The sequence below is a fragment of the Acinetobacter sp. YH12097 genome, assembly GCF_013419225.1.
Taxonomy (GTDB): Bacteria; Pseudomonadota; Gammaproteobacteria; order Pseudomonadales; family Moraxellaceae; genus Acinetobacter; species Acinetobacter amyesii.
On the sequence record NZ_VPAN01000005.1, the window covers coordinates 1 to 19,341 of the forward strand.

Genomic DNA, 19,341 nt, shown 5'->3' on the forward strand with positions numbered 1-19,341 from the left:
TATAAAGAGTTCCTGTACCGCCATACTGTCAGCGCAGTGCGGTATCGAAAGGTGCAATCTCTAAGATTGCATGGGTCGCAAAGATTCCCCCACCATAGCTCTTAGCTTGGTGGTGGGAGTATGTCAATGTTTAAAACCGTACCACAGCAGTTTTTCCCACCGTCAAACCGTGCTGAAATTTTAGTGGATTTAAAGCTTGAGGAAGGTGCATCACTGAAAGCCACAGAAGCGGCCGTAAAAAAAGTCGAAGCGTTCTTGTCAAAAAAACAGGGCATTGATAATTTTGTGGCTTATGTGGGGACAGGTTCACCGCGGTTTTATTTACCTCTAGATCAGCAGTTACCCCAAGCCAGTTTTGCTCAGTTTGTGGTATTGGCTTCATCTTTAGATGATCGCAATGAGATCCGCCAGTCATTAGCAGAAGAAATCCGTAAGCTTTTACCTGAAGTACGTACACGGGTTTCACTTTTAGAAAATGGGCCACCTGTGGGTTATCCATTGCAGTTCCGCGTGTCGGGTGAAGATCTAAGCTTAGTGCGTGAGTGGGCACAACGCGTGTCTGCAAAAGTCAGTGAAAACCCGAACACCACCAATGTGCATTTGGATTGGGGTGAACCAAGCAAAGTCATTAAACTGGACATCGACCAAGATCGCGCACGTCAAATGGGGGTTTCCAGTCTAGATCTGTCCAATTTCCTGAATAGTTCAATCAGTGGTGCGGTGATTAATCAGTATCGTGAGAAACGAGAGCTGATTGAAATTCGGATGCGTGGTGATCAAGCGGAGCGATTGGATGTCGGTTCTCTCAGCAGTTTGGCTGTACCGACCAGCAATGGTGGTTCAGTGCCATTGGCGCAGATTGCGAAAATTGAGTATAGCTTTGAAGAAGGTTTGATTTGGCATCGTAACCGTTTACCGACCATTACTGTGCGCGCGGATATTCGCAGTAAATTGCAACCTGCAACGGTGGTGGGTGAGTTAAAAGATTCATTTGATCAGTTACGTGCAGAGATGCCGAATGGTTATCTACTCGAAGTAGGCGGCACTGTGGAAGAGTCAGCACGAGGCCAAACTTCTGTAAATGCAGGCATGCCATTATTTCTCGCAGTTGTCATGACTTTGTTGATGATTCAACTACGTAGCATGTCACGGGCGATGATCGTATTTTTAACTGCACCTTTGGGCATTATTGGCGTGGTGTTATTCCTGTTATTGTTCAATAAACCCTTTGGTTTTGTGGCAATGCTCGGCACGATTGCACTGTCAGGAATGATTATGCGCAATTCACTGATTTTGATTGATCAGATTGAACAAGATATTCAGTCCGGGGAGTCGGCTTGGGATGCGATTATCAATGCGACGGTACGTCGTTGCCGTCCCATTGTGTTGACTGCATTGGCCGCTGTATTGGCGATGATTCCACTTTCTCGCAGTATTTTCTTCGGTCCAATGGCCGTGGCGATTATGGGTGGATTGATCGTGGCGACCCTGCTGACCTTGTTCTTTTTACCTGCGCTATATGCACAGTGGTTTAAAGTGAAAAAAACTCAGCAGAATCCTTAAAAGTGTCATAATATTGGGTGCGAAATATTGAATTTTTCTCTATAGTAGCACCTGATCTACAAAGACATTTTTAAAAAGTAAAACTACCACAAGTGCAGCGCGGCATATTGTGGTGTACGGGGTTGAATCACAGATGACAGCAGAGAGTTTAGCTAAGTATCGCCGTTATATTGCGATTTCTTATGTCTTCATGTTTTTCGCTTTATTTACCCTGATTAGTGGTGTATTTGCCTACGGTTTTGCACGCAAAGTGACTCAAATCGATTCTACAGAAGTTTGGCTACAAGCCCAAGCGCTTTGGGTCATGCGCACCGTCGTGATTTATTCCATGATGGCCATTTTTGCCGCACTGTGGTTTATTCCTTTATTTTTCTATTATTGGGACACCTATCTTTGGGTGACTGCATGCACGGTAATTGGTGTGATCTTTTCTTCGATTGCCTTTTTGTATCTATTAAATGCATGGATCCAAGGTCTATCCAAATTCGTTAAAAATAAGGCTGTTTTCTAAGTCGATTTATTTTTTTCCTGCCTACCCCTTGAAAAAATGGTTTGATTCCCCAATTTCAGACCACAGTTAAGTATTAAATTAAATTCCGTGAGGAGCATCGCCAGACATGGCTAAACGTGATTATTATGAGGTTTTAGGTGTATCTAAAACCGCAAGTGATGATGAAATTAAAAAAGCCTACCGTAAGTTGGCGATGAAGTATCACCCTGACCGTAATCCAGATAACCCAGAAGCTGAAGAAAAATTCAAAGAAGCTGCAGAAGCATATGAAGTTTTATCGGACAGCGAAAAACGTAGTATGTATGACCGTATGGGACATCAAGCTTTTGAAGGCGGCATGGGCGGCGGCGGTGGCTTCGGTGGCGGTTTTAGCGCAGAAGATATCTTTAGTCAGTTTGGTGACATATTCGGTGGCGCATTTGGCGGTGGTGGCCGTGGTGGTCAGCAACGTGCACGCCGTGGTTCAGACTTACGCTATGTTATGGAGCTTACCCTTGAGGAAGCTGTGAAGGGCGTGAAAAAAACCATTACCTTTACTGCGCCAGCGCCATGTGATGCCTGTGATGGTAAAGGATCTAAAAATCCGAATGACGTTGAAACCTGTAAAACCTGTCATGGTGCCGGTCAAGTGCGTATGCAACAGGGCTTCTTCTCTGTGCAGCAAACCTGTAGCACCTGTCGTGGTCAAGGTAAAATCATTAAGAACCCATGTAATAAATGTCATGGTTCAGGGGTTTCTGACCGTCAGCAAACTTTAGAGGTGACCATTCCTGCAGGTGTGGACAATGGCGACCGCGTACGTTTAAGTGGCAAAGGCGAGGCGATCCGTGATGGCCAAGCAGGCGACTTATATGTAGAAGTGGTGGTACGTGAACACGAAATCTTCCAACGTGATGGCGCTGACCTATATATGGATGTGCCTGTAAGCATTGCAGATGCTGCATTGGGTAAAGAAATTCAAATTCCGACACTCGATGGTCGTGTGAGCTTGAAAGTACCTGAAGGGACTCAAACTGGTAAATTGTTCCGCTTACGTGGTAAAGGTGTGAAGCCTGTACGTACCAGCATGACCGGTGACTTACTCTGCCGTATCGTGGTGGAAACGCCTGTGAACTTAACGGCTCGTCAACGTGAATTGTTGAAAGAGTTACAAGACACGATGGATGGCGATGACAATAAATCATCTCCGAAGAAAAAATCATTCTTCGACCGTTTGTTTGATTAATTGAAATGATTTGCTTGAGTTCGCTGTGATGTGAACTCAGGTATAAAAAAGCCTGCATAATTGCAGGCTTTTTTATTGAGCGTTTTAAGGTTTCGGCTGTGCTGTAGGCGGTAATAAACTCTCATAGCTCATGTCGAGCCTATAGATATTTTTAAGACGCTGTAGCTGATGACGTGCTTCAGCCTCACGACCATTAAATGCCAATAAACGTGCATATTTAATGATGTGGTATTTCGCTGGATAGCTGCGAACCAATTTTTCAGTATCCTGAATGGTTTGTTCAGAAACGATGGAATATGGATTTAAACGAATAATCGCTACCCGATGTCTAAATTCCGTGAGTAAATAGATCGGCGCATGGTTGGTGATTTTCTCCGGTGTTTTTTCATATTTTGATGCCTGACCCAGCTGAATCGCTGCATTGGCATAATCACGATAAATCACCGTAATCAGCACAGCGCCAATCACGAAAACAATGCGGATAAACCACGGAGACAGGCTCAAAGTAGCCGTCTGTGGCTTCGCTGCTTGAAGAACCCCGATAATAAAACCCGCAGGCAGTAAGAAATATGCGTAGTTTTGCGGAAACTCCAACATGGCATGAATAACGAAGACACCGACCATCAATAGGCCAATCACAGATAATGCAGACTTGGCTAACTTCTGTAATTGAATGCCCCAATAGGCGAAATAGGCCAAGAACGGCACACCAATAATGGCGCCATTCCACAATAAGAAATCCAAAATAAAATTGTGTGAGCTACGAATCCAAACAGGCCCTTGCACCGTGTCAGAGATCGAGACAAAAGCGCTACTGGTTTGATGCCAACCATAGCCAAACCAAGGCTGTGCAGCTACGGCATGCGCCATTTGTTGCCAAATGGCTAAACGAGACATATCTCCACCAGCACGTTCAGCTACGTCACGACTTTCTTGAATATTCATGTCGGATATTTGGCTCATGATTTGACTTAATTTTGGCATCAATACAATCAGTGCCACAAAGCCGATAAACCAGGCCAAGCTGTAAAACCAGCGAAGACGGATATAATCTTTGTACTGTGCATAAGCCAAATAGACTAGGACACAGATACTTGCCACCCAAGAGGTGCGAGATTGGCTGAGCACGACCCCAATTAAAATAGGAATTGCACAAGCGACCAAATAGCGGGTTTTAACTTTTTGCTGTTCATATACATATAAGCAGGCTAACAAGGACATGAGCAGAAACGTGGCCATGTTATTCGGCTGAGCAAAGTTTGCAAATGGGCGCGTAGTTCCACTAATTTTCATCACAAAAGGAAGAAACGAGTCAAAATCTAGCCACTGACATATTGCGATGAGTCCGGTCATGACCCCCGAAGCAACAAAGGTATAGCTCAGGTATAGGAAGGTTTTTTCGCGTTTTTCCGTACCTTGCGAGAGGCTGAAACCAAGATTGATACATAGCCAGAAGCTGAACACAAACAGCATACAGAGTAAGGCAATACTAAAATAATACACCTGCCCAAAAGCCAATTGGACGAAGGGAATCAGCGCTAAGAGCAACAGGGGCAAGGAAATTTTTGCCACTATGAGCTTTTCTTTAAAGAACGTTGCCGCTAAGGCAAACAGGGCAAAGAAGGTATAAAGCTCACCGGTATACGTGGCCCAAGGTCGGTAATGAATCGGAATCAGCCATGCCAGTGCAATACAGACTGCCGCACAAAGATACAATAGGGTTTTCATGAATATTCAAGATCAATAGAACGCGCCTATCATACCGTGAAAATGCTCAAACTTGGTGAGGGAATAGTCAGCGTCTGTGGTAGAAGTTGATTTGCAAAAGTCTTTCGGAAAATACAGGATTTTTTTGTTTGCAACTTAGCCTGCGCATGGAGTTTTGATATAGTAAGACCAATTTCGAATCAACATTAGGAAAATGTTATGTCAGCAGCTCCACGTATTGGTATCTTGGGCGCAGGCGGTCGTATGGGACGCATCTTAATTCAGGCGGTTCAGCAAGCTGGCTATCAATTGGCTGCTGCGGTAGAACGTCCTGAAAGTAGCTTGGTCGGTGCGGATGCCGGTGAACTTGCAGGGATTGGCGCGGTTGGCGTAAAGGTTGTTGGTAACCTTGCTGAAGTTTTAAAAGATTGTGATGTCGTGATCGACTTTACTGCACCTGCAGCAACGGCACAGCATCTAAAGCTTTGCCGTGAAGCAGGCGTTGCGATTGTCATTGGTACCACAGGTATGAATGATGAGCAAAAAGCTTATCTCGATGAAACAGCAACAGAAACCCCAGTAGTCTATGCAGCGAACTATTCTGTCGGTGTAAACGTTTCAATCAAACTTCTTGAATTGGCATCGAAAGTGTTTGGCGATACTGTAGATATTGAAGTGATTGAAGCCCATCATCGCCATAAAGTTGATGCACCATCAGGTACAGCGCTGATGTGGGGCGAAGCCATTGCCGGTGCTTTAGGACGTGACTTAAAACAAGATGCTGTGTATTGCCGTGAAGGTCATACGGGTCCACGTGAACGTCAAACCATTGGCTTCCAAACGATTCGTGGTGGTGACATTGTTGGTGAACATACTGCGATGTTTATTGCGGATGGCGAACGTGTTGAAATTACCCATAAAGCGACCAACCGTATGAACTTTGCCTCTGGTGCAGTACGTGCAGCTGCATGGGTAGTCGGTCGTGAAGCACGTAAGTACGATATGAAAGATGTACTGGGTTTTAACGATATTGACGTATAAAAGCGCGTTAAAATCCGTTATAACAACAGCATAAAATTAAAATAAGACGATCAATGGAATGAAAAAAGTCATCTTTATGGCCTGTGCTGTCGCATTCACTGCGGCAGTACAAGCGAAAACTATGGATAATGCCAAACTCACGATTAATAAAAATAATATTAAAGTTTGGACCTACCAAAATGCTCAAAATCCTGTCTTTCAATACAAAGCTGAAACCAGTTTTGATGTGCCCATCGAAAAAGCGGTTACCCTGATTTTAGATGTGGAAAATGCAGTGAATTGGGTCCCTTATATGGGCAGTGTCAAAGTCTTATCCCGCGATGACCAGAAAGGTGAATTCAGTTTATATATGGTGTTGGATTTTCCTTTTCCCTTAAAAGACCGTGATTTGGTGGTACAAGGCAAAATGCGTAAAGATGCACAGGGCATTATTAGCATCCAAAATAAAGCGGTGAAAAAAGGTTATCCGATCAATCCCAATTATGTACGCCTAACCGACTATGAGGGCGATTGGACCTTCCAGCGTTTAGGCAATCAAAAGGTCAAAGTGTCGACCTATGGCTACGCCAATCCGGAAGGTTCCATTCCGCTCAGTTTCGTGAATATGTTCGTGCAGCAACAGCCTTATCAAATGCTACAAAAAATGAAAGTGCAGTTGGGTAAAAGCAAAACTGTTGAGACCTTTCCCGAAATTTTAAAATAAGCAGCAGTAATGATTCAGTTCAATATGAACGATCAATGACTTCGCTACTCAGGCAGGCGAAATGCAGTCAACTGCTGCATGTGTTGTGTTTCTGGAAGTTCGATACTGAGTAAGGTCTGTTCTGGAAATTGATGCGGATGTAACTTGATTTGAAATTGCCGCGCAGTCAATTGTTCACAGGCAAAGCGAAGTTTGGCTTGCTGCGGCATGATATTCATGCCGTTTTCAGATTTGGCTTTATAAATATATAGCTGCTGATGTAACCCGCCGCTAGTGATCGGTTGGATCTGCTCAAGTTCATATTGCGTCAGTTTTTGGGCACTCAAAAAACCTTGAATTAAAGATTTACAGATAAAATTTTGTTGGCTTTGAGCTTGAGTGTGCTGCTCGGGTTGGCACGCCATAAGCGTGAGTGTACTGATGATGATTAAACCCGCTCGAAACTGCGTGAAGTCATTCATTTAATTGTCCCCCTATCGTTATTTTTGAGATATCAACCTGATGCATTCAGCTTAAATCTGTTAACTTAATGGGTACAGATACAAGAATGATTAAAAAAAGGGTACAGATGGCTTTTCAATATCAGCAGCTTGCGCAGCAGTTGGCACAGAAAATTTATAGTGGTGAATTGGCCGCAGGGCAGCGTCTGTATGCGCTACGTCAATTTTCACAGCAGCATCAGATCAGTTTAAATACTGCGAAACGCTGCTATGAATTACTTGAAGCCAAAGGCCTGATTTATGTCAAAGAAAAGTCTGGTTATTTTGTGAAATCCTCACAGAAAGCCCAGCAAATTGCCGTGCCGAATCATCCTGATTTTGATTCCCGACCTCGTGAAATTTCGAATTTAGAATTGCAAATTCAGATCCATGAAGCATCTGCAAATAGTCGCCTGATTCATTTGGGTTCAATTCAGTTGTCCCCCAATTTTGTTCCTGTTGAAGCAATCAGACGTTCAATCCAAAGGGCATTAAAGCATTGTAAACCAGAAGATTTTTTATATAACAATCGGCAAGGTCATCCACAATTGCGTGAAGCTTTGTCGGCACATTGGGCTGAAGATGGTTTTTACATGCCTAAGGATGATATTTACATCAGCAATGGTTGTATGCCTGCTTTGTCAGTGATGTTGCAAAATCTGAGTGCGGAAGGGGAGAGTGTCATTGTTCCGACGCCGAACTATAACGGGCAATTGCAATTATTGGCTTTATTAAAGCGGAAAATTGTTGAAATTCCTGCCAATACGGAAGGTTTTGATTTAGATCGTTTAGAGCAGGCGATGCGGGATTCAGGCGCGAAAGTATGCTTATTGACTGCAAATTTTCAAAATCCTTTGGGTTTTTGTTTAAGTAATGAAGAAAAGGAACGAATTGCACAACTGGCTGAAAAATATCAATGTTATGTGATTGAAGATGATATTTATGCTGAGTGTAGTTTCAATGCAAAGCGACCATTGCCTATCAAATATTGGGATCGGGCGGGCTATGTGATCTATTGTGCGTCGATTTCAAAATCTTTGTCGCCTTCTTATCGGGTGGGGTGGTTTTGTCTTCCACCACATTTGCAACATTTGCGTCCCAAATTACTTTTGCAAAATGATTCGGTGAATACGCCTTTGCAGTTAGGACTTGCCGATTTGATTTTTAGTCGTGCGTATCGCCAACATCTTGCTGAATTGCGTCCTAAATTAATGGTGCAAGTCGAGCAGTATCGTCAGTTTATTTACGATGCTTTTCAAGGGGTTGATATCCGTCTAAATCGGCCTCAAGGCAGTTATGCACTGTGGTTGCAGATGCCTGAACAAATAGATAGTTTGGCGCTGTATTACCATGCGCAAAAACATGGCATCAATATTGTGCCAGGTTTAATTTTTGGTGAGGACAATCGTTATAACAATTGTATTCGTTTAAATGCAGGGCATGAGCTGTCGACAGAAATTCAGCAGGCTATTTTGTTGCTCGCAGATTGGGTGCGTAAGGAATGCATAAACTCAAATACCGTCTAATTTTGATGAGTGTATAAAGGACACAAAAAAGCCTGCATGCAGCAGGCTTTTTGGGCTTAGATTTTTGCCGTTAAAAATCAGCTTTCAGCACAATTCGATAACGCACGTTTCCTGAATGCAAACGTTCAATCGCTTCATTCACCTGAGACATGGGATACATTTCAATTTGTGGTGCAATATTTTGACGTGCGGCGAATCGAAGTAATTCACGCAGTGCTGCAGGAGAGCCTGTTGATGAGCCAGTGACAGATTTAGCACCACTGATCAGCATACCTGCGGGGATTTGCATCGGCTCAAGTGCTAGGCCGAGCATGTGAACGCTTCCATTCGGTGCCAAAGTTGAAAGATAGGCTTGCCAATCCAACGTCACATTGACCGTGCTTAAAATTAAATTGAACTTACCACGTTGTGCTTTAATCGCGGCAAGATCACGACTATTCACCACATGGTCAGCCCCCATAGCTTTAAGTTCATCGGTTTTATCTAAGTTTGAGCTGAATGCGGTAATTTCACAGCCCCAAGCTTTGAGCAATTTAATCGCCATATGACCTAAACCACCAATGCCGATCACGGCAACATGGTGAATGGCCTGAATTTGGTGCTGTAATATGGGATCAAATACCGTAATCCCGCCGCAGAGTAGAGGACCAGCACTGGTTGGATCGAGATCATCTGGAAGTGGAATAACCCATTGCCAGCCCGCACGGACTTTGTCGGCAAAGCCACCTGCATGACCGACGATTGTCGCCGTCTTGGTTCCAGTACATTGCACTTGGCGACCATCGATACACGAGTCACAGTGTTGACAACTTTCTGCTGTCCAGCCAATGCCCACACGCTGTCCGATTTTCAGTCCTTTGGCTTCGCTGCCGAGTTGGGTAATGGTTCCAATCACTTCATGCCCTGGGACCACAGGATAAACCGAAGATTTCCAATCATTTTGGATAATAGAAATATCTGAGTGACAAAGACCGCAATACTCGACTTTGACTTCAACCTGATGGGCTTGTAATTCACCTGCATCAAATTGGTAGGGAACAAGGGCTTCACCACTGTTCATTGCTGCATAAGCGTGGATTGTATTGTCACTCATTATTCTATCCTTTATGTTTTGAGGTCATTCTTCGTGCGTGTATTTAAAGTCACAGTGATTTTCATGATCATTGACCATGCCGATAGCTTGCATCAGAGCATAGCAAGTCGTCGGGCCGACAAATTTAAAACCAAGCTTTTTTAATGCTTTGGACATTGCCTGACTTTGAGCGGTTTGTGCAGGGGCGCTACGATATTCAACTACATCATTATTGGCAATTTGACCTTCGACAAAATTCCAAAGAAATTCCACCGGATGAATCCCTTGGGCTTTTAACTGTTGCCATGCTTTTGCATTATCTCGAATGGCAGTGAGTTTGCCGATATGACGAATCAAACCTGAATCTTGTAATTTTTCTTGTAATTGTAGGTCACTCAACGCTGCGATTTCGGCAATGGGATGTTGAAAAAAATGCTGCTGATAACAGGCCCGTTTTTTCAGCACAGTAATCCAAGACAGCCCCGCTTGTTGTCCTTCAAGACACAGCATTTCAAAGAGATGCTGCTCATCAAAACTGGGTTTAGCCCACTCAGTGTCGTGGTAGGCAATATACAAAGGATCTTCGGAGCACCAAGCACAGCGTTGTATCGTCATGTTGAATGCTCCTTTTTGACTTAAATTTTAAAAGCTGTCCATTGGTCGTTTTTATTGTCCCAATACAACAGTTCCGCTTGATCGAGATCGGCAAATTGAATCCATACATCTTTACCAGATTTGTCTGCGTAGCCGGTGCTGATGAGTAATGCTTCTTCAGTGATCTCCATGATCCAGCCCTGATAAGACTGTCCATTGAGGCTGATTTTTTGTTGATTACCAGATTCTGCAAATTCCACCAGACGATTGATCAACGCTTCTGACATGTATGTTTCCTAAAATTAACGTAAATACGGATAGGGGTTAACGGCATTGCGACCTTTACCACCCAAGTAAATGCCATAATGCAAATGTGGTGCAGTATGTCGAGCATTGCCAGTATTACCTACATAGCCAATGACATCACCTTTTTTGACATAGTCGCCGACATTTAAGCCACGTTTATGACCATCAAGATGCGCATAATAATGCCAAGAACCTGCGGGCCCCATAATCCATATCACTTTACCACCCAAATTGTTATTACGTAAGTCAGCAACTAAACCTTCTGTAGCACTGAGGACTTTTGTTCCACGTGGAACAATAATATCAATGCCTTCGTGGCTTCGTCCTTGGCTACGCGCTGCGCCCCAAGTATCCTTAAGCGCACTTCGTTTGACTTGATGAACAGGAACAGGTAATTGATTGGATAAACGCATGTTTTGTAATTTTTTCACTTCATGAGCAGGCAATGTACTGCCTGATGGTTTGGGTGGAGTCGACGTACAGGCGCTGAGTAAAAGCAAAATAAAACCAATACCGCCGAACAACCCTTTGCGGAGCTGAAAAAATCCTTGAGTCACATTTGTCCCTTTACAATTGATGAGCAGTTCAAAACTATGGCATAGAATGGCTTTCGAGTTCTAGCGTAGAAATAAGTTTTTTCATGGCGGTTGGAATACCGAGTGCAGTGGCTTGTATCGGGGTATACCACTGTGCGTTGCATTCAATGGCTAAATGCTCTTTTTGATCGGCAGCAATGGTAAATACAGTAGCTTCTAAAAGCCAAGTGAAGTGGGTAAAGCTATGTGATATTTGCACTTGAGTGGTGGTAGGTTTCAGTCCAAGTTGCTGAGTGTGGGATTGAAACTCATGGGGTTGATCAAAAATAGGTAAACACCACAGACCGCCCCATAGACCGCTATTCGGACGTTGTATCCACAGCCATTCTCCTGCAGATTGAATCAGCATGACTTGAGCCTCTCTCACTGGAACAGGCTTTTTAGGCTTTTTATAAGGTAATTCAGTCTCTAAACCTTGTGCATGTGCTTTGCAGTGCTGTTGCATGGGACAATATAAACAGAGCGGTTTTTTCGGCGTGCAAACGGTTGCACCCAGATCCATAATCGCTTGGGTATAATCGTGGTTGCGTTCAGTGGGGCAGAGCTCTGTCGCCAGTTGCCACATGGCCCGTTCATTTACAGGTTTCGATAAATCATCTTCAATAGCAAAGAAACGAGACAATACACGCTTGACGTTGCCGTCCATAATCACGCCATATTGTCTTAAACCTAAAGACATCAGCGCACCCGCGGTAGACGGGCCGATGCCCGGTAGTTCCATCCACTGCTCAAGATTGCTTGGAAAATGTCCCTGACGTGCAACAATACCCGCGGCTTTGTGTAAGTTCCGAGCCCGTGCATAGTAGCCTAAGCCAGCCCAATAGGGCGCCACATCATCCCAAGAGGCATGGCCTAAATCTTCAACAGTCGGAAACCGTTGAATAAATCGATCAAAATATTGTAAGACGGTTTTGACTTGAGTCTGTTGTAGCATAATTTCTGAAACCCATACTTTGTAAGGGTCATCCTTCACTTGCCACGGTAAGTCATGACGACCATGGACATCAAACCAGTCGAGAAGGGCATCAGAAAAGTTAAACATGCAATACAGTCAAAATTGAAAAAACCTGCCTAGTATACATCTTTCAATAGTCATTCTTTTTGTTCAAAACGAAAACTGTATATCAGGGGAAATGCAAAAATAGTGGCTATCAAAAAAGGAGCCGAAGCTCCTTAGTGAGTGTCAATTTTTAAATTTTAGCTTTTAAAGCCCCAGCGGGTATCAAGCGCCAATGTTTGGTTTTCATAACGTGGAATAATGTGAATATGCACATGTTCAGTGGCTTCGCCAAAAACTTGTCCATCATTAAACCCAATATGAAAACCAGTGGGTTGATAGCGTAAATTTAATTCATTACGCGCTTGTTCAAGTAAGGACATTAAACTTTTACGTTCTTTATCAGTAATTTCAAAAAATGAACCAACATGACGTAGCGGGACAATGACAGCATGCCCTTTAGACAGTGTATGTGGTTCAGGAAGTACAACACCAAAATCATTTTTTGCAATAACGTCATATTCGTCAAAATTGCAATATGGACAATTGAGTTCTGTCATTGTGCTCTCCTCATTTTTATAAATTAAATATTGGTATTGGTTCTTAGCGCTTTAAGAACTAAGCTGGCGTGCTAACAAGGCATACATGGCCGCTAAGCTTTGTTGTTCTGCAGCAGCGTTATAAGCTAAATCTACGCCGTTGGCTTTGGCACGTTCATCCGCCATCGGGTTGCTAAAGCCGTGTTTTGCACCTTCAAAAATATTGATTTGATACTGCACTTGGGCAGCATCCATTTCATTTCTAAAGGTTGCAACATCTTCTAAGCTCACCATCGAGTCGAGCTCACCATGTTGCACTAAAATCTCTGCTTGAACTTGTCCTGTTTGTGCAGGAGTCGCTGTAGCAAGTGTTGCATGGAAGGTCACCACTGCTTTTAATTCAGCACCTGAACGAGCTAAATCCAGCACGACTTTTCCGCCATAGCAAAAGCCTATAGCTGCGAGTTTATCTGCATTTACTTCTTTTTGCTGTGCCAAAGTGTTTAATGCAGCAGACGCACGGGTCACAATGGTGTCGGCATGATCAAAAGTATGCATCATCCATGCATAAGCTTGCTTGGCATCTGTGGTGACTTTTTTGTCACCATACATATCCAAAGCGAAAGCAGCATAGCCTTGTTCTGCCAATTCGCGCGCACGTTGTTCGGTATATTCATTGCGTCCCCACCATTCAGGGGCAACTAACACACCTGCGACTGCAGTGTCTGACTCTGGTGCGGCAAAATAGCCAAAAAGTTGAGTTCCATCAGCTGCTGTATATTGAATTTCGCGCGTCTTAATTTTAACGGTCATGGTCAAATCCTTATGTGCGGCTACGCAGTTAATGAAGATTTAAAATAAAGGGGAAAATAGTTTTTGTGAAATAAATATAAGATATCAATGTGAATTTTAAGTCAAATCAATCAAAAAAATTGTAAAAGAAAATAATGGAAAGAAGAAATATTGGGGAGCACCGAGATTTGTCGATGCTCCTGAATGGAGTATTGTTATTTCGGGAGAACTTCAATGAGCTCTACATCAAAAATCAGCGTGCTGTTTGGCTCAATGACGTCTGCTGAACCAATTTGACCATAGCCTAAATTTGCAGGAATGAAGAAGCGATATTTTGCACCTTCTTTCATCAACTGTAGACCTTCCGTCCAACCCTGAATGACTTGGCTCACTTGGAACATCGCAGGTTGGTTGCGTGCAATTGAACTATCAAAAACAGTGCCATCAATTAAGCGCCCTTCATAGTGAACTTTCACTGTTGAATTGGCTTTGGGTGACTTACCTTTGCCGGCTTGAATGACTTGATACTGCAGGCCAGATTTCGTGACCTGAATGCCCGGTTTTTTGGCATTTTCAGCAAGGAAAGCGGCACCTATGGTGGCATTCGCATCCGCTTTTTGCTTCAGTTCAATCAGTTGTTTCGCTTCGGTTTGCTTTTTATATTGGGTTAAGGCACGGGTCATTTCTTCATCTGTTAATGACGAAGCTTGACCTTTAGAAGCTGCTTTTAAACCTGCAACAAAAGCATCAATGTCTAAGTCCTTAATGGATTCAGCATTACTGCGTCCCATTAAATAACCAAAACTATAACCCACTTGTTCTGCAGCACTACTTTTATTACTGATATCTTTGGCAAATACAGTGCTTGAGCAGAGTGCCAAACACAACATACTGATCTGTAATTTCATGACCGAGTCTCAAAATAAAGCAGGAGAGCGAAAAGCTCTCCTGTACCGGTTTTATTATTTAACTTCAATGAGTTCTACATCAAAAATTAAAGTACTGTTCGGTGGAATCGTTCCTGGAACACCTTGAGCACCATAACCTAAGTTTGAAGGAATATATAAAGTGGCTTTACCGCCTTCTTTCATTAACTGTAGACCTTCAGTCCAACCTGGAATTACTTGGTTCAATGGGAATTCAATTGGCTCGCCGCGCTGTACTGAACTATCAAATACTGTGCCATCCACTAACTTACCTGTGTAGTGAACTTTAACAACTGATGTGGCTTGCGGTTGTTTACCTGTACCTTCTTTCGTTGTTAGGTACTGTAAACCAGAAGCAGTGGTTTTAACCCCAGCTTTACTTTTGTTTTCTGTTAAGAAATTATCGCTGCTACTTTGTGCTTGCTTATTGCTTTCGAGCTGCTTGTTTTGCATTTCTTGCTGGAACTCAGCATATGCTTTTTGTAATTCTTCTTCAGTATATGCAGGTTTTGCACGAGCATGACCCGCACGAACGCCAGTGACAAAGCTATCAATATCTAATTCTGGAGGCGTTTGATGGGCAACTTCATAACCAAGTGCATAACTGATTTTAGCGACAGCAGAAGCATTTGCAGCTGGTTGAGTTGATGTTGCTGATTGCGTAGCAGGTGTTTTAGTTGCATAGTAAACAGGAACAAGTGCGGCACCGCCGAGTAATACAGCGACAGCGATAGGTAGGGCCTTACTCATATATTTTCCCACAATTATTTTATATGTAAAAAGTTGCTGAAATTCTAGCAGACTTTTCCTGTTCAGCGCTTACCTATCTCTATGATCAGGTAAGGTGCAGGAAAGATCATCATAGTCATGTTCTTATTTTTATACTATAACGGTATGAATATATAAAACATTTTTTATACAGAAAGATGCATGCAACATAAATTTCGCAAATAAAAAAAGCCACCGTAATCGGTGGCTTTTTGAAAGAGCTTGAATCAGTCTTGATCTTTTGAAGCTTTATAACCATAAGAATAGTTATAGCCATAACCATAGCCTGCTGAGCTACGTTGAATGTCGTTTAGAATAATACCATTGACCTTCACACCCACTTGTTCAAAGCGGTTCACGGTTAACTCTAATTCTTTCAACTGAGTTTTCGCATAACGAGCAATCACCAGATTCACGCCAGCAAATTGCGAAATAATGATACCGTCTGTCACCGCAAGTACAGGAGGGGTATCAATGATCACATGATCAAACATCGGTGAAATCAAATCTAAGAATTCTTTGAATTTACCAGAACTTAAAAGCTCAGATGGATTAGAAGGGCTTTTACCACGAGTAATCACACTCAAATTTGGAATTTCAGTGGTTTTAATGATGCTGTCTAGATCACGCTGACCATTTAAATACTCAGAAAGGCCTGGTTGGTTATCATGATTGAAGTATTTGTTTAAATAACCACGACGTAAATCGGCATCAATAATTAAAACGCGTTTATCACTTTGCGCAAGAATCGTAGCTAAGTTGGTAGAAATAAATGATTTACCGACTTCAGGCGCAGGCCCTGAAATCATAATCAGGTTATTTTTTGCAGATGTCAGTGCAAAGTGAATAGCAGTACGCATACTGCGCAGGCTTTCAATTGCAATATCATCGCTATTTTTAACTGCAAGTACGGGAATTGTTTTCTTCTTCTTCAAGAGTTTAATACGGCTTTCTTGAACAGGCGAACGTGGCACAGTGGCATAAACCGGAAGATCCAGATTATTTTCAATTTCAGTAGAATCTTTAATCCCTGAACGGAGCATATTACGGAGTAAGGCAATTAAGACACCAATAAAGCCACCGACAAATAGCGAGAGTATAAGGACAATTAACTTTTTAGGTTTAATAGGTTTAATTGGCTCTACTGCAGTATCAACGATGCGGACATTACCAATTTCCCCTGCTTTTGCAATACGGAGTTGTTGGTAAGAGTTGAGTAGAGCGGTATAGAGTTGCTGTTTTACTTCAACTTCACGGTATAGCTGTAAATAGCGGCGTTGTAAATCTGGAAGTTTTTTTAATGTGGCATTGAGTTCAGCAATTTTGCTATTAATTGCCCCCAATTGTGCATTCATTTGCTGCATCACTGGGTGTTCGCTGGTGTATTTTGCAGACGCCTCAGCTACTTTTTGCTCTAATTCAGCTTTTTGAGTTTCAAGAGTGACGCTTTGAGTTAAATATAGCTCAGATTCTTTAGTGACATCGACAGTATTAAACTCTTGACGGAATTTGTTAAATTCACGTTCTGCGACATCAAGCTGTTGTTTCAATTCAGGGAGTTGTTCATCCAAGAATTTTAAAGTTTGTGCACTTTCAGCTGAACTGCGTTCAATATTTTGCTGGCTATAGGCTGCTAAAATTGAATTGAGTACTTGGGTAATATGTTCTTTATCTTGACCCTGATAATTTAATCCAAGGACACCGGTCATTTTCCCTTTTTCAGCAACCGAAAAATTCTCTAAAATATTATCAACTGCAGCAGGTAAAGATTGCTTTTGAATTAGGTAGTGATCTTTTAACTTGTCGCGGGTAAAAATCGAAATATCCCACGATCCATCAGTGGTATGTAATGAATTCGCTTGATTGAGCTTCGCAGTCAGAATTTTTTCTTCAGTTTCGGTATCTATCAGTGTAATGAGATTATCTTCGAAGCTTAAACTGAGGTCTTTATCACGATATACGTTAGGCACATTAAATTGACGGACTTCAAAACTTTTTTCATCGTCTTTAAAAGTTACTGATTTATTTTTATATTCTGTGACATATTCATGTGGAGAAAATAGGCGATCAATAAATGAATTCTCTGTACCCGAAACTTTAAGATCAAGATGCAAATTTTGAATCACAGTACCTAGAACTAAGCGTGATTTAAGAATCTCAATTTCTGTTTGGGCAGGTTGTTTTTGATCAATCATGCTTGATAGATCACCCAAGAGTGCTGCTGAAGTTCCTTTACTTTCCTCAACCTGTACCAGTGCATTTACTGCGTAGGTATCAGGCGTGGTTCTTAAATAAAGCAGGGCACAAACGAGACTTAAAATTACACATAAAGCAATTAACTTCCATTGTGCAATCAGAGAGAAAAATAATTCTTTTAAATCAATTGTATCTTCTGTATTGGTATTTTGGCTCATAATCGTACATCAAAAGTTAAATATGTTTAGTCCAATCCGCAACGCAAGACTGGATCAATTGTGAAGTTTGGTCAAAAAAGGCCTGATCATGCTGGTATGGATCGGGAACATTTTTACCTTGCCAATGACCTAAACGAAAAGTCTTTCCCTTTGCAAATGGCCATGTCTGTTCAATATGCTTTTGTTGATTTGAACTCATGACCAAAATTAAATCTGATTTTTTGATCAGTTCAGCATTTAATTTTTGGGCAATATGTCCACTCATATCGATGCCAATTTTTTGCATACAGTATTGAGCTTTTTCATCTGCTGCATGTCCAATCATACCTGAGATTCCCGCTGAATAAATATTCAGATCGGGATGAGCTTTTTTTAGGAGATATTCTGCCATAGGGCTTCGGCAAATATTACCTACACAGACCACCAAAATATTTTTAAATAACATTATTGGCCCAATCTGTCCATGTTATAGATCATATTTGAGAAAGGAATCACTTGATTGATCACACGCTGCCAACGAGCTAAACCGGATGCATCAACATACACAATATCATTGCTACGCATTTTGAACTGGTTTGCGAGACCAAAATCACCGATACTGGTCAAATCTAAATGGTAAATTTCAGTCATTGGGCTATTCATATCGCTACGCACAACGTATATTTTACCTCGACTCGCTGAAAGTGAGTTAATCCCTAGACTTTCCCCCAGGACATCACTGAGGCTCATGCCTTGTTCACGCATGGGTAAAGATTGGTTTTTTCCAGACTCTCCCATCACATAAATTTTTTGGTTTTCACGGGAGTTGACATAAATTGTGTCATTCGGTTTGATGAGTAAGTTGTGTAAAGAATATCCAGCTTTTTCAAGTTCAATACTATTGAGTACATAACTTTGACCATTTCTAACTAAGGTTAAAGATGCATTGTCACCAAATTGACTATTTACTCCGCCCGCCATACCTAAAGCAGTATAAATACTTGTCGGCTGATCGGTTAGATTAAACTGACCACCTTTCATTACATTACCTTGAACCGAAAAACGTTGTCCTTGGTAGGAAAGTACGCGAACAATCACATCTGGGGTTTTTAAGTAACGAGCAAGTTGGCTGCGTAATTCCTGATTGACTTGTGTCAGCGATTTTCCTGCAGCTTTATATCGGCCAATAATTGGAAATTGGATATAGCCACTTTGATCAATTTGGTAGCCATTAGAAATAATGGCATCTTGATTGTTAATTGTATTTGTGGGTGGTGTAATTTCAGGGTATGCCCATAAATAAATAGATAAAATATCACCCGGATTTAAACGATAACTTTTTTGTTGTTGATTGAACAGATGGGCAAAATTTTGCTGATTTACTTGGGCGGGTTGAACAGCAACTAAATTTTCTTGAGTTAGTTTAATAACATTGACTGTCGAGCCTAAATCAGTTTGAAATGTGCCTTCTTTAGGAAGGTCATAGGTTTGTAAGCCTGAAGTAATGGCACAACCCGTCATACTTAGACTCAAAGCTAACATACAGCTATAACGATAGTAACTCACTCGAATACAAATCCTATTTATAAAATATTTGAATCAT

Annotated in this window: 19 protein-coding genes and 1 pseudogene; 6 read left to right on the forward strand and 14 right to left on the reverse strand. The window is 42.0% G+C overall.

All coding sequences use genetic code 11. The features are described from left to right. Positions 1 to 117: 117 nt before the first annotated feature. The 3 genes and pseudogenes from FTU37_RS03625 to dnaJ form a co-directional block, all read left to right on the forward strand. Positions 118 to 1,563 (forward strand): annotated as a pseudogene (locus FTU37_RS03625) (efflux RND transporter permease subunit); the annotation flags it as partial. Between the two features lie 133 nt (positions 1,564 to 1,696). Beyond that, positions 1,697 to 2,074 (forward strand): hypothetical protein, encoded by a 378-nt coding sequence (locus tag FTU37_RS03630; RefSeq protein WP_180003650.1) that lies wholly within the window; start codon positions 1,697 to 1,699, stop codon positions 2,072 to 2,074. A 106-nt stretch (positions 2,075 to 2,180) separates the two neighbouring features. Further along, positions 2,181 to 3,299 carry a molecular chaperone DnaJ gene (gene dnaJ, locus FTU37_RS03635; protein ID WP_111885156.1) on the forward strand — a complete coding sequence of 373 codons (1,119 nt, stop codon included), beginning with the start codon at positions 2,181 to 2,183 and terminating at the stop codon, positions 3,297 to 3,299. Positions 3,300 to 3,383: 84 nt separating this feature from the next. Here the strand turns inward: dnaJ and FTU37_RS03640 are convergent, their stop codons facing one another. After that, complete coding sequence (locus FTU37_RS03640; protein WP_180123790.1) at positions 3,384 to 5,027, reverse strand: PglL family O-oligosaccharyltransferase; 1,644 nt, start codon at positions 5,025 to 5,027, stop codon at positions 3,384 to 3,386. A gap of 198 nt (positions 5,028 to 5,225) precedes the next feature. Between FTU37_RS03640 and dapB the strand changes: the two genes are divergently transcribed. Both dapB and FTU37_RS03650 read left to right on the forward strand, forming a co-directional pair. Continuing rightward, a complete protein-coding gene (gene dapB, locus FTU37_RS03645) occupies positions 5,226 to 6,047 on the forward strand; it encodes a 4-hydroxy-tetrahydrodipicolinate reductase (protein WP_078194102.1) in 822 nt (273 codons plus the stop codon). A gap of 58 nt (positions 6,048 to 6,105) precedes the next feature. Continuing rightward, positions 6,106 to 6,750, forward strand: a complete 645-nt coding sequence (locus FTU37_RS03650) for an START domain-containing protein (protein ID WP_180123791.1) — start codon at positions 6,106 to 6,108, stop codon at positions 6,748 to 6,750. 44 nt (positions 6,751 to 6,794) lie between these two features. On the opposite strand, the gene FTU37_RS03655 is transcribed toward FTU37_RS03650, so the two are convergent. Beyond that, positions 6,795 to 7,211 (reverse strand): hypothetical protein, encoded by a 417-nt coding sequence (locus FTU37_RS03655; protein WP_257225224.1) that lies wholly within the window; start codon positions 7,209 to 7,211, stop codon positions 6,795 to 6,797. Between the two features lie 107 nt (positions 7,212 to 7,318). Here FTU37_RS03655 and FTU37_RS03660 point away from each other — a divergent pair, with 107 nt between their 5' ends. Next, positions 7,319 to 8,755 carry a PLP-dependent aminotransferase family protein gene (locus tag FTU37_RS03660; RefSeq protein WP_180123792.1) on the forward strand — a complete coding sequence of 479 codons (1,437 nt, stop codon included), beginning with the start codon at positions 7,319 to 7,321 and terminating at the stop codon, positions 8,753 to 8,755. A 70-nt stretch (positions 8,756 to 8,825) separates the two neighbouring features. On the opposite strand, the gene FTU37_RS03665 is transcribed toward FTU37_RS03660, so the two are convergent. The 12 genes from FTU37_RS03665 to FTU37_RS03720 form a co-directional block, all read right to left on the reverse strand. Then, entirely contained in the window at positions 8,826 to 9,848 is a 1,023-nt protein-coding gene (locus FTU37_RS03665; protein ID WP_180123793.1) for an NAD(P)-dependent alcohol dehydrogenase, read from the reverse strand. A 24-nt stretch (positions 9,849 to 9,872) separates the two neighbouring features. Continuing rightward, a complete protein-coding gene (locus FTU37_RS03670; protein ID WP_180123794.1) occupies positions 9,873 to 10,442 on the reverse strand; it encodes a DNA-3-methyladenine glycosylase I in 570 nt (189 codons plus the stop codon). Positions 10,443 to 10,462: 20 nt separating this feature from the next. Further along, positions 10,463 to 10,708: a hypothetical protein gene (locus FTU37_RS03675; protein ID WP_180003637.1), complete on the reverse strand. Its 246-nt coding sequence runs from the start codon at positions 10,706 to 10,708 to the stop codon at positions 10,463 to 10,465. A 15-nt stretch (positions 10,709 to 10,723) separates the two neighbouring features. Further along, on the reverse strand, positions 10,724 to 11,251 hold the full coding sequence (locus FTU37_RS03680; protein WP_168379469.1) for a M23 family metallopeptidase: 528 nt from the start codon (positions 11,249 to 11,251) through the stop codon (positions 10,724 to 10,726). A 67-nt stretch (positions 11,252 to 11,318) separates the two neighbouring features. Next, positions 11,319 to 12,365: an A/G-specific adenine glycosylase gene (gene mutY, locus FTU37_RS03685; RefSeq protein WP_180123795.1), complete on the reverse strand. Its 1,047-nt coding sequence runs from the start codon at positions 12,363 to 12,365 to the stop codon at positions 11,319 to 11,321. 155 nt (positions 12,366 to 12,520) lie between these two features. Continuing rightward, positions 12,521 to 12,880, reverse strand: coding sequence for an HIT family protein (locus FTU37_RS03690; protein WP_078191628.1), 360 nt, complete (start codon positions 12,878 to 12,880; stop codon positions 12,521 to 12,523). A gap of 51 nt (positions 12,881 to 12,931) precedes the next feature. Continuing rightward, the gene (locus FTU37_RS03695) at positions 12,932 to 13,672 is read right to left on the reverse strand and encodes a dienelactone hydrolase family protein (protein WP_180123796.1); all 741 of its coding nucleotides are present in this window, start codon (positions 13,670 to 13,672) and stop codon (positions 12,932 to 12,934) included. A gap of 194 nt (positions 13,673 to 13,866) precedes the next feature. Next, positions 13,867 to 14,559: an FKBP-type peptidyl-prolyl cis-trans isomerase gene (locus tag FTU37_RS03700; RefSeq protein WP_180123797.1), complete on the reverse strand. Its 693-nt coding sequence runs from the start codon at positions 14,557 to 14,559 to the stop codon at positions 13,867 to 13,869. A gap of 54 nt (positions 14,560 to 14,613) precedes the next feature. Next, the gene (locus FTU37_RS03705; protein ID WP_078191625.1) at positions 14,614 to 15,327 is read right to left on the reverse strand and encodes an FKBP-type peptidyl-prolyl cis-trans isomerase; all 714 of its coding nucleotides are present in this window, start codon (positions 15,325 to 15,327) and stop codon (positions 14,614 to 14,616) included. 245 nt (positions 15,328 to 15,572) lie between these two features. Then, a complete protein-coding gene (locus tag FTU37_RS03710) occupies positions 15,573 to 17,762 on the reverse strand; it encodes a polysaccharide biosynthesis tyrosine autokinase (protein ID WP_180123846.1) in 2,190 nt (729 codons plus the stop codon). Between the two features lie 13 nt (positions 17,763 to 17,775). Then, positions 17,776 to 18,204 (reverse strand): low molecular weight protein-tyrosine-phosphatase, encoded by a 429-nt coding sequence (locus tag FTU37_RS03715; RefSeq protein WP_168379443.1) that lies wholly within the window; start codon positions 18,202 to 18,204, stop codon positions 17,776 to 17,778. After that, the gene (locus FTU37_RS03720) at positions 18,204 to 19,280 is read right to left on the reverse strand and encodes a polysaccharide biosynthesis/export family protein (RefSeq protein WP_216076663.1); all 1,077 of its coding nucleotides are present in this window, start codon (positions 19,278 to 19,280) and stop codon (positions 18,204 to 18,206) included. The genes FTU37_RS03715 and FTU37_RS03720 overlap by 1 nt, the downstream gene beginning before the upstream one ends. Positions 19,281 to 19,341: the final 61 nt, after the last annotated feature.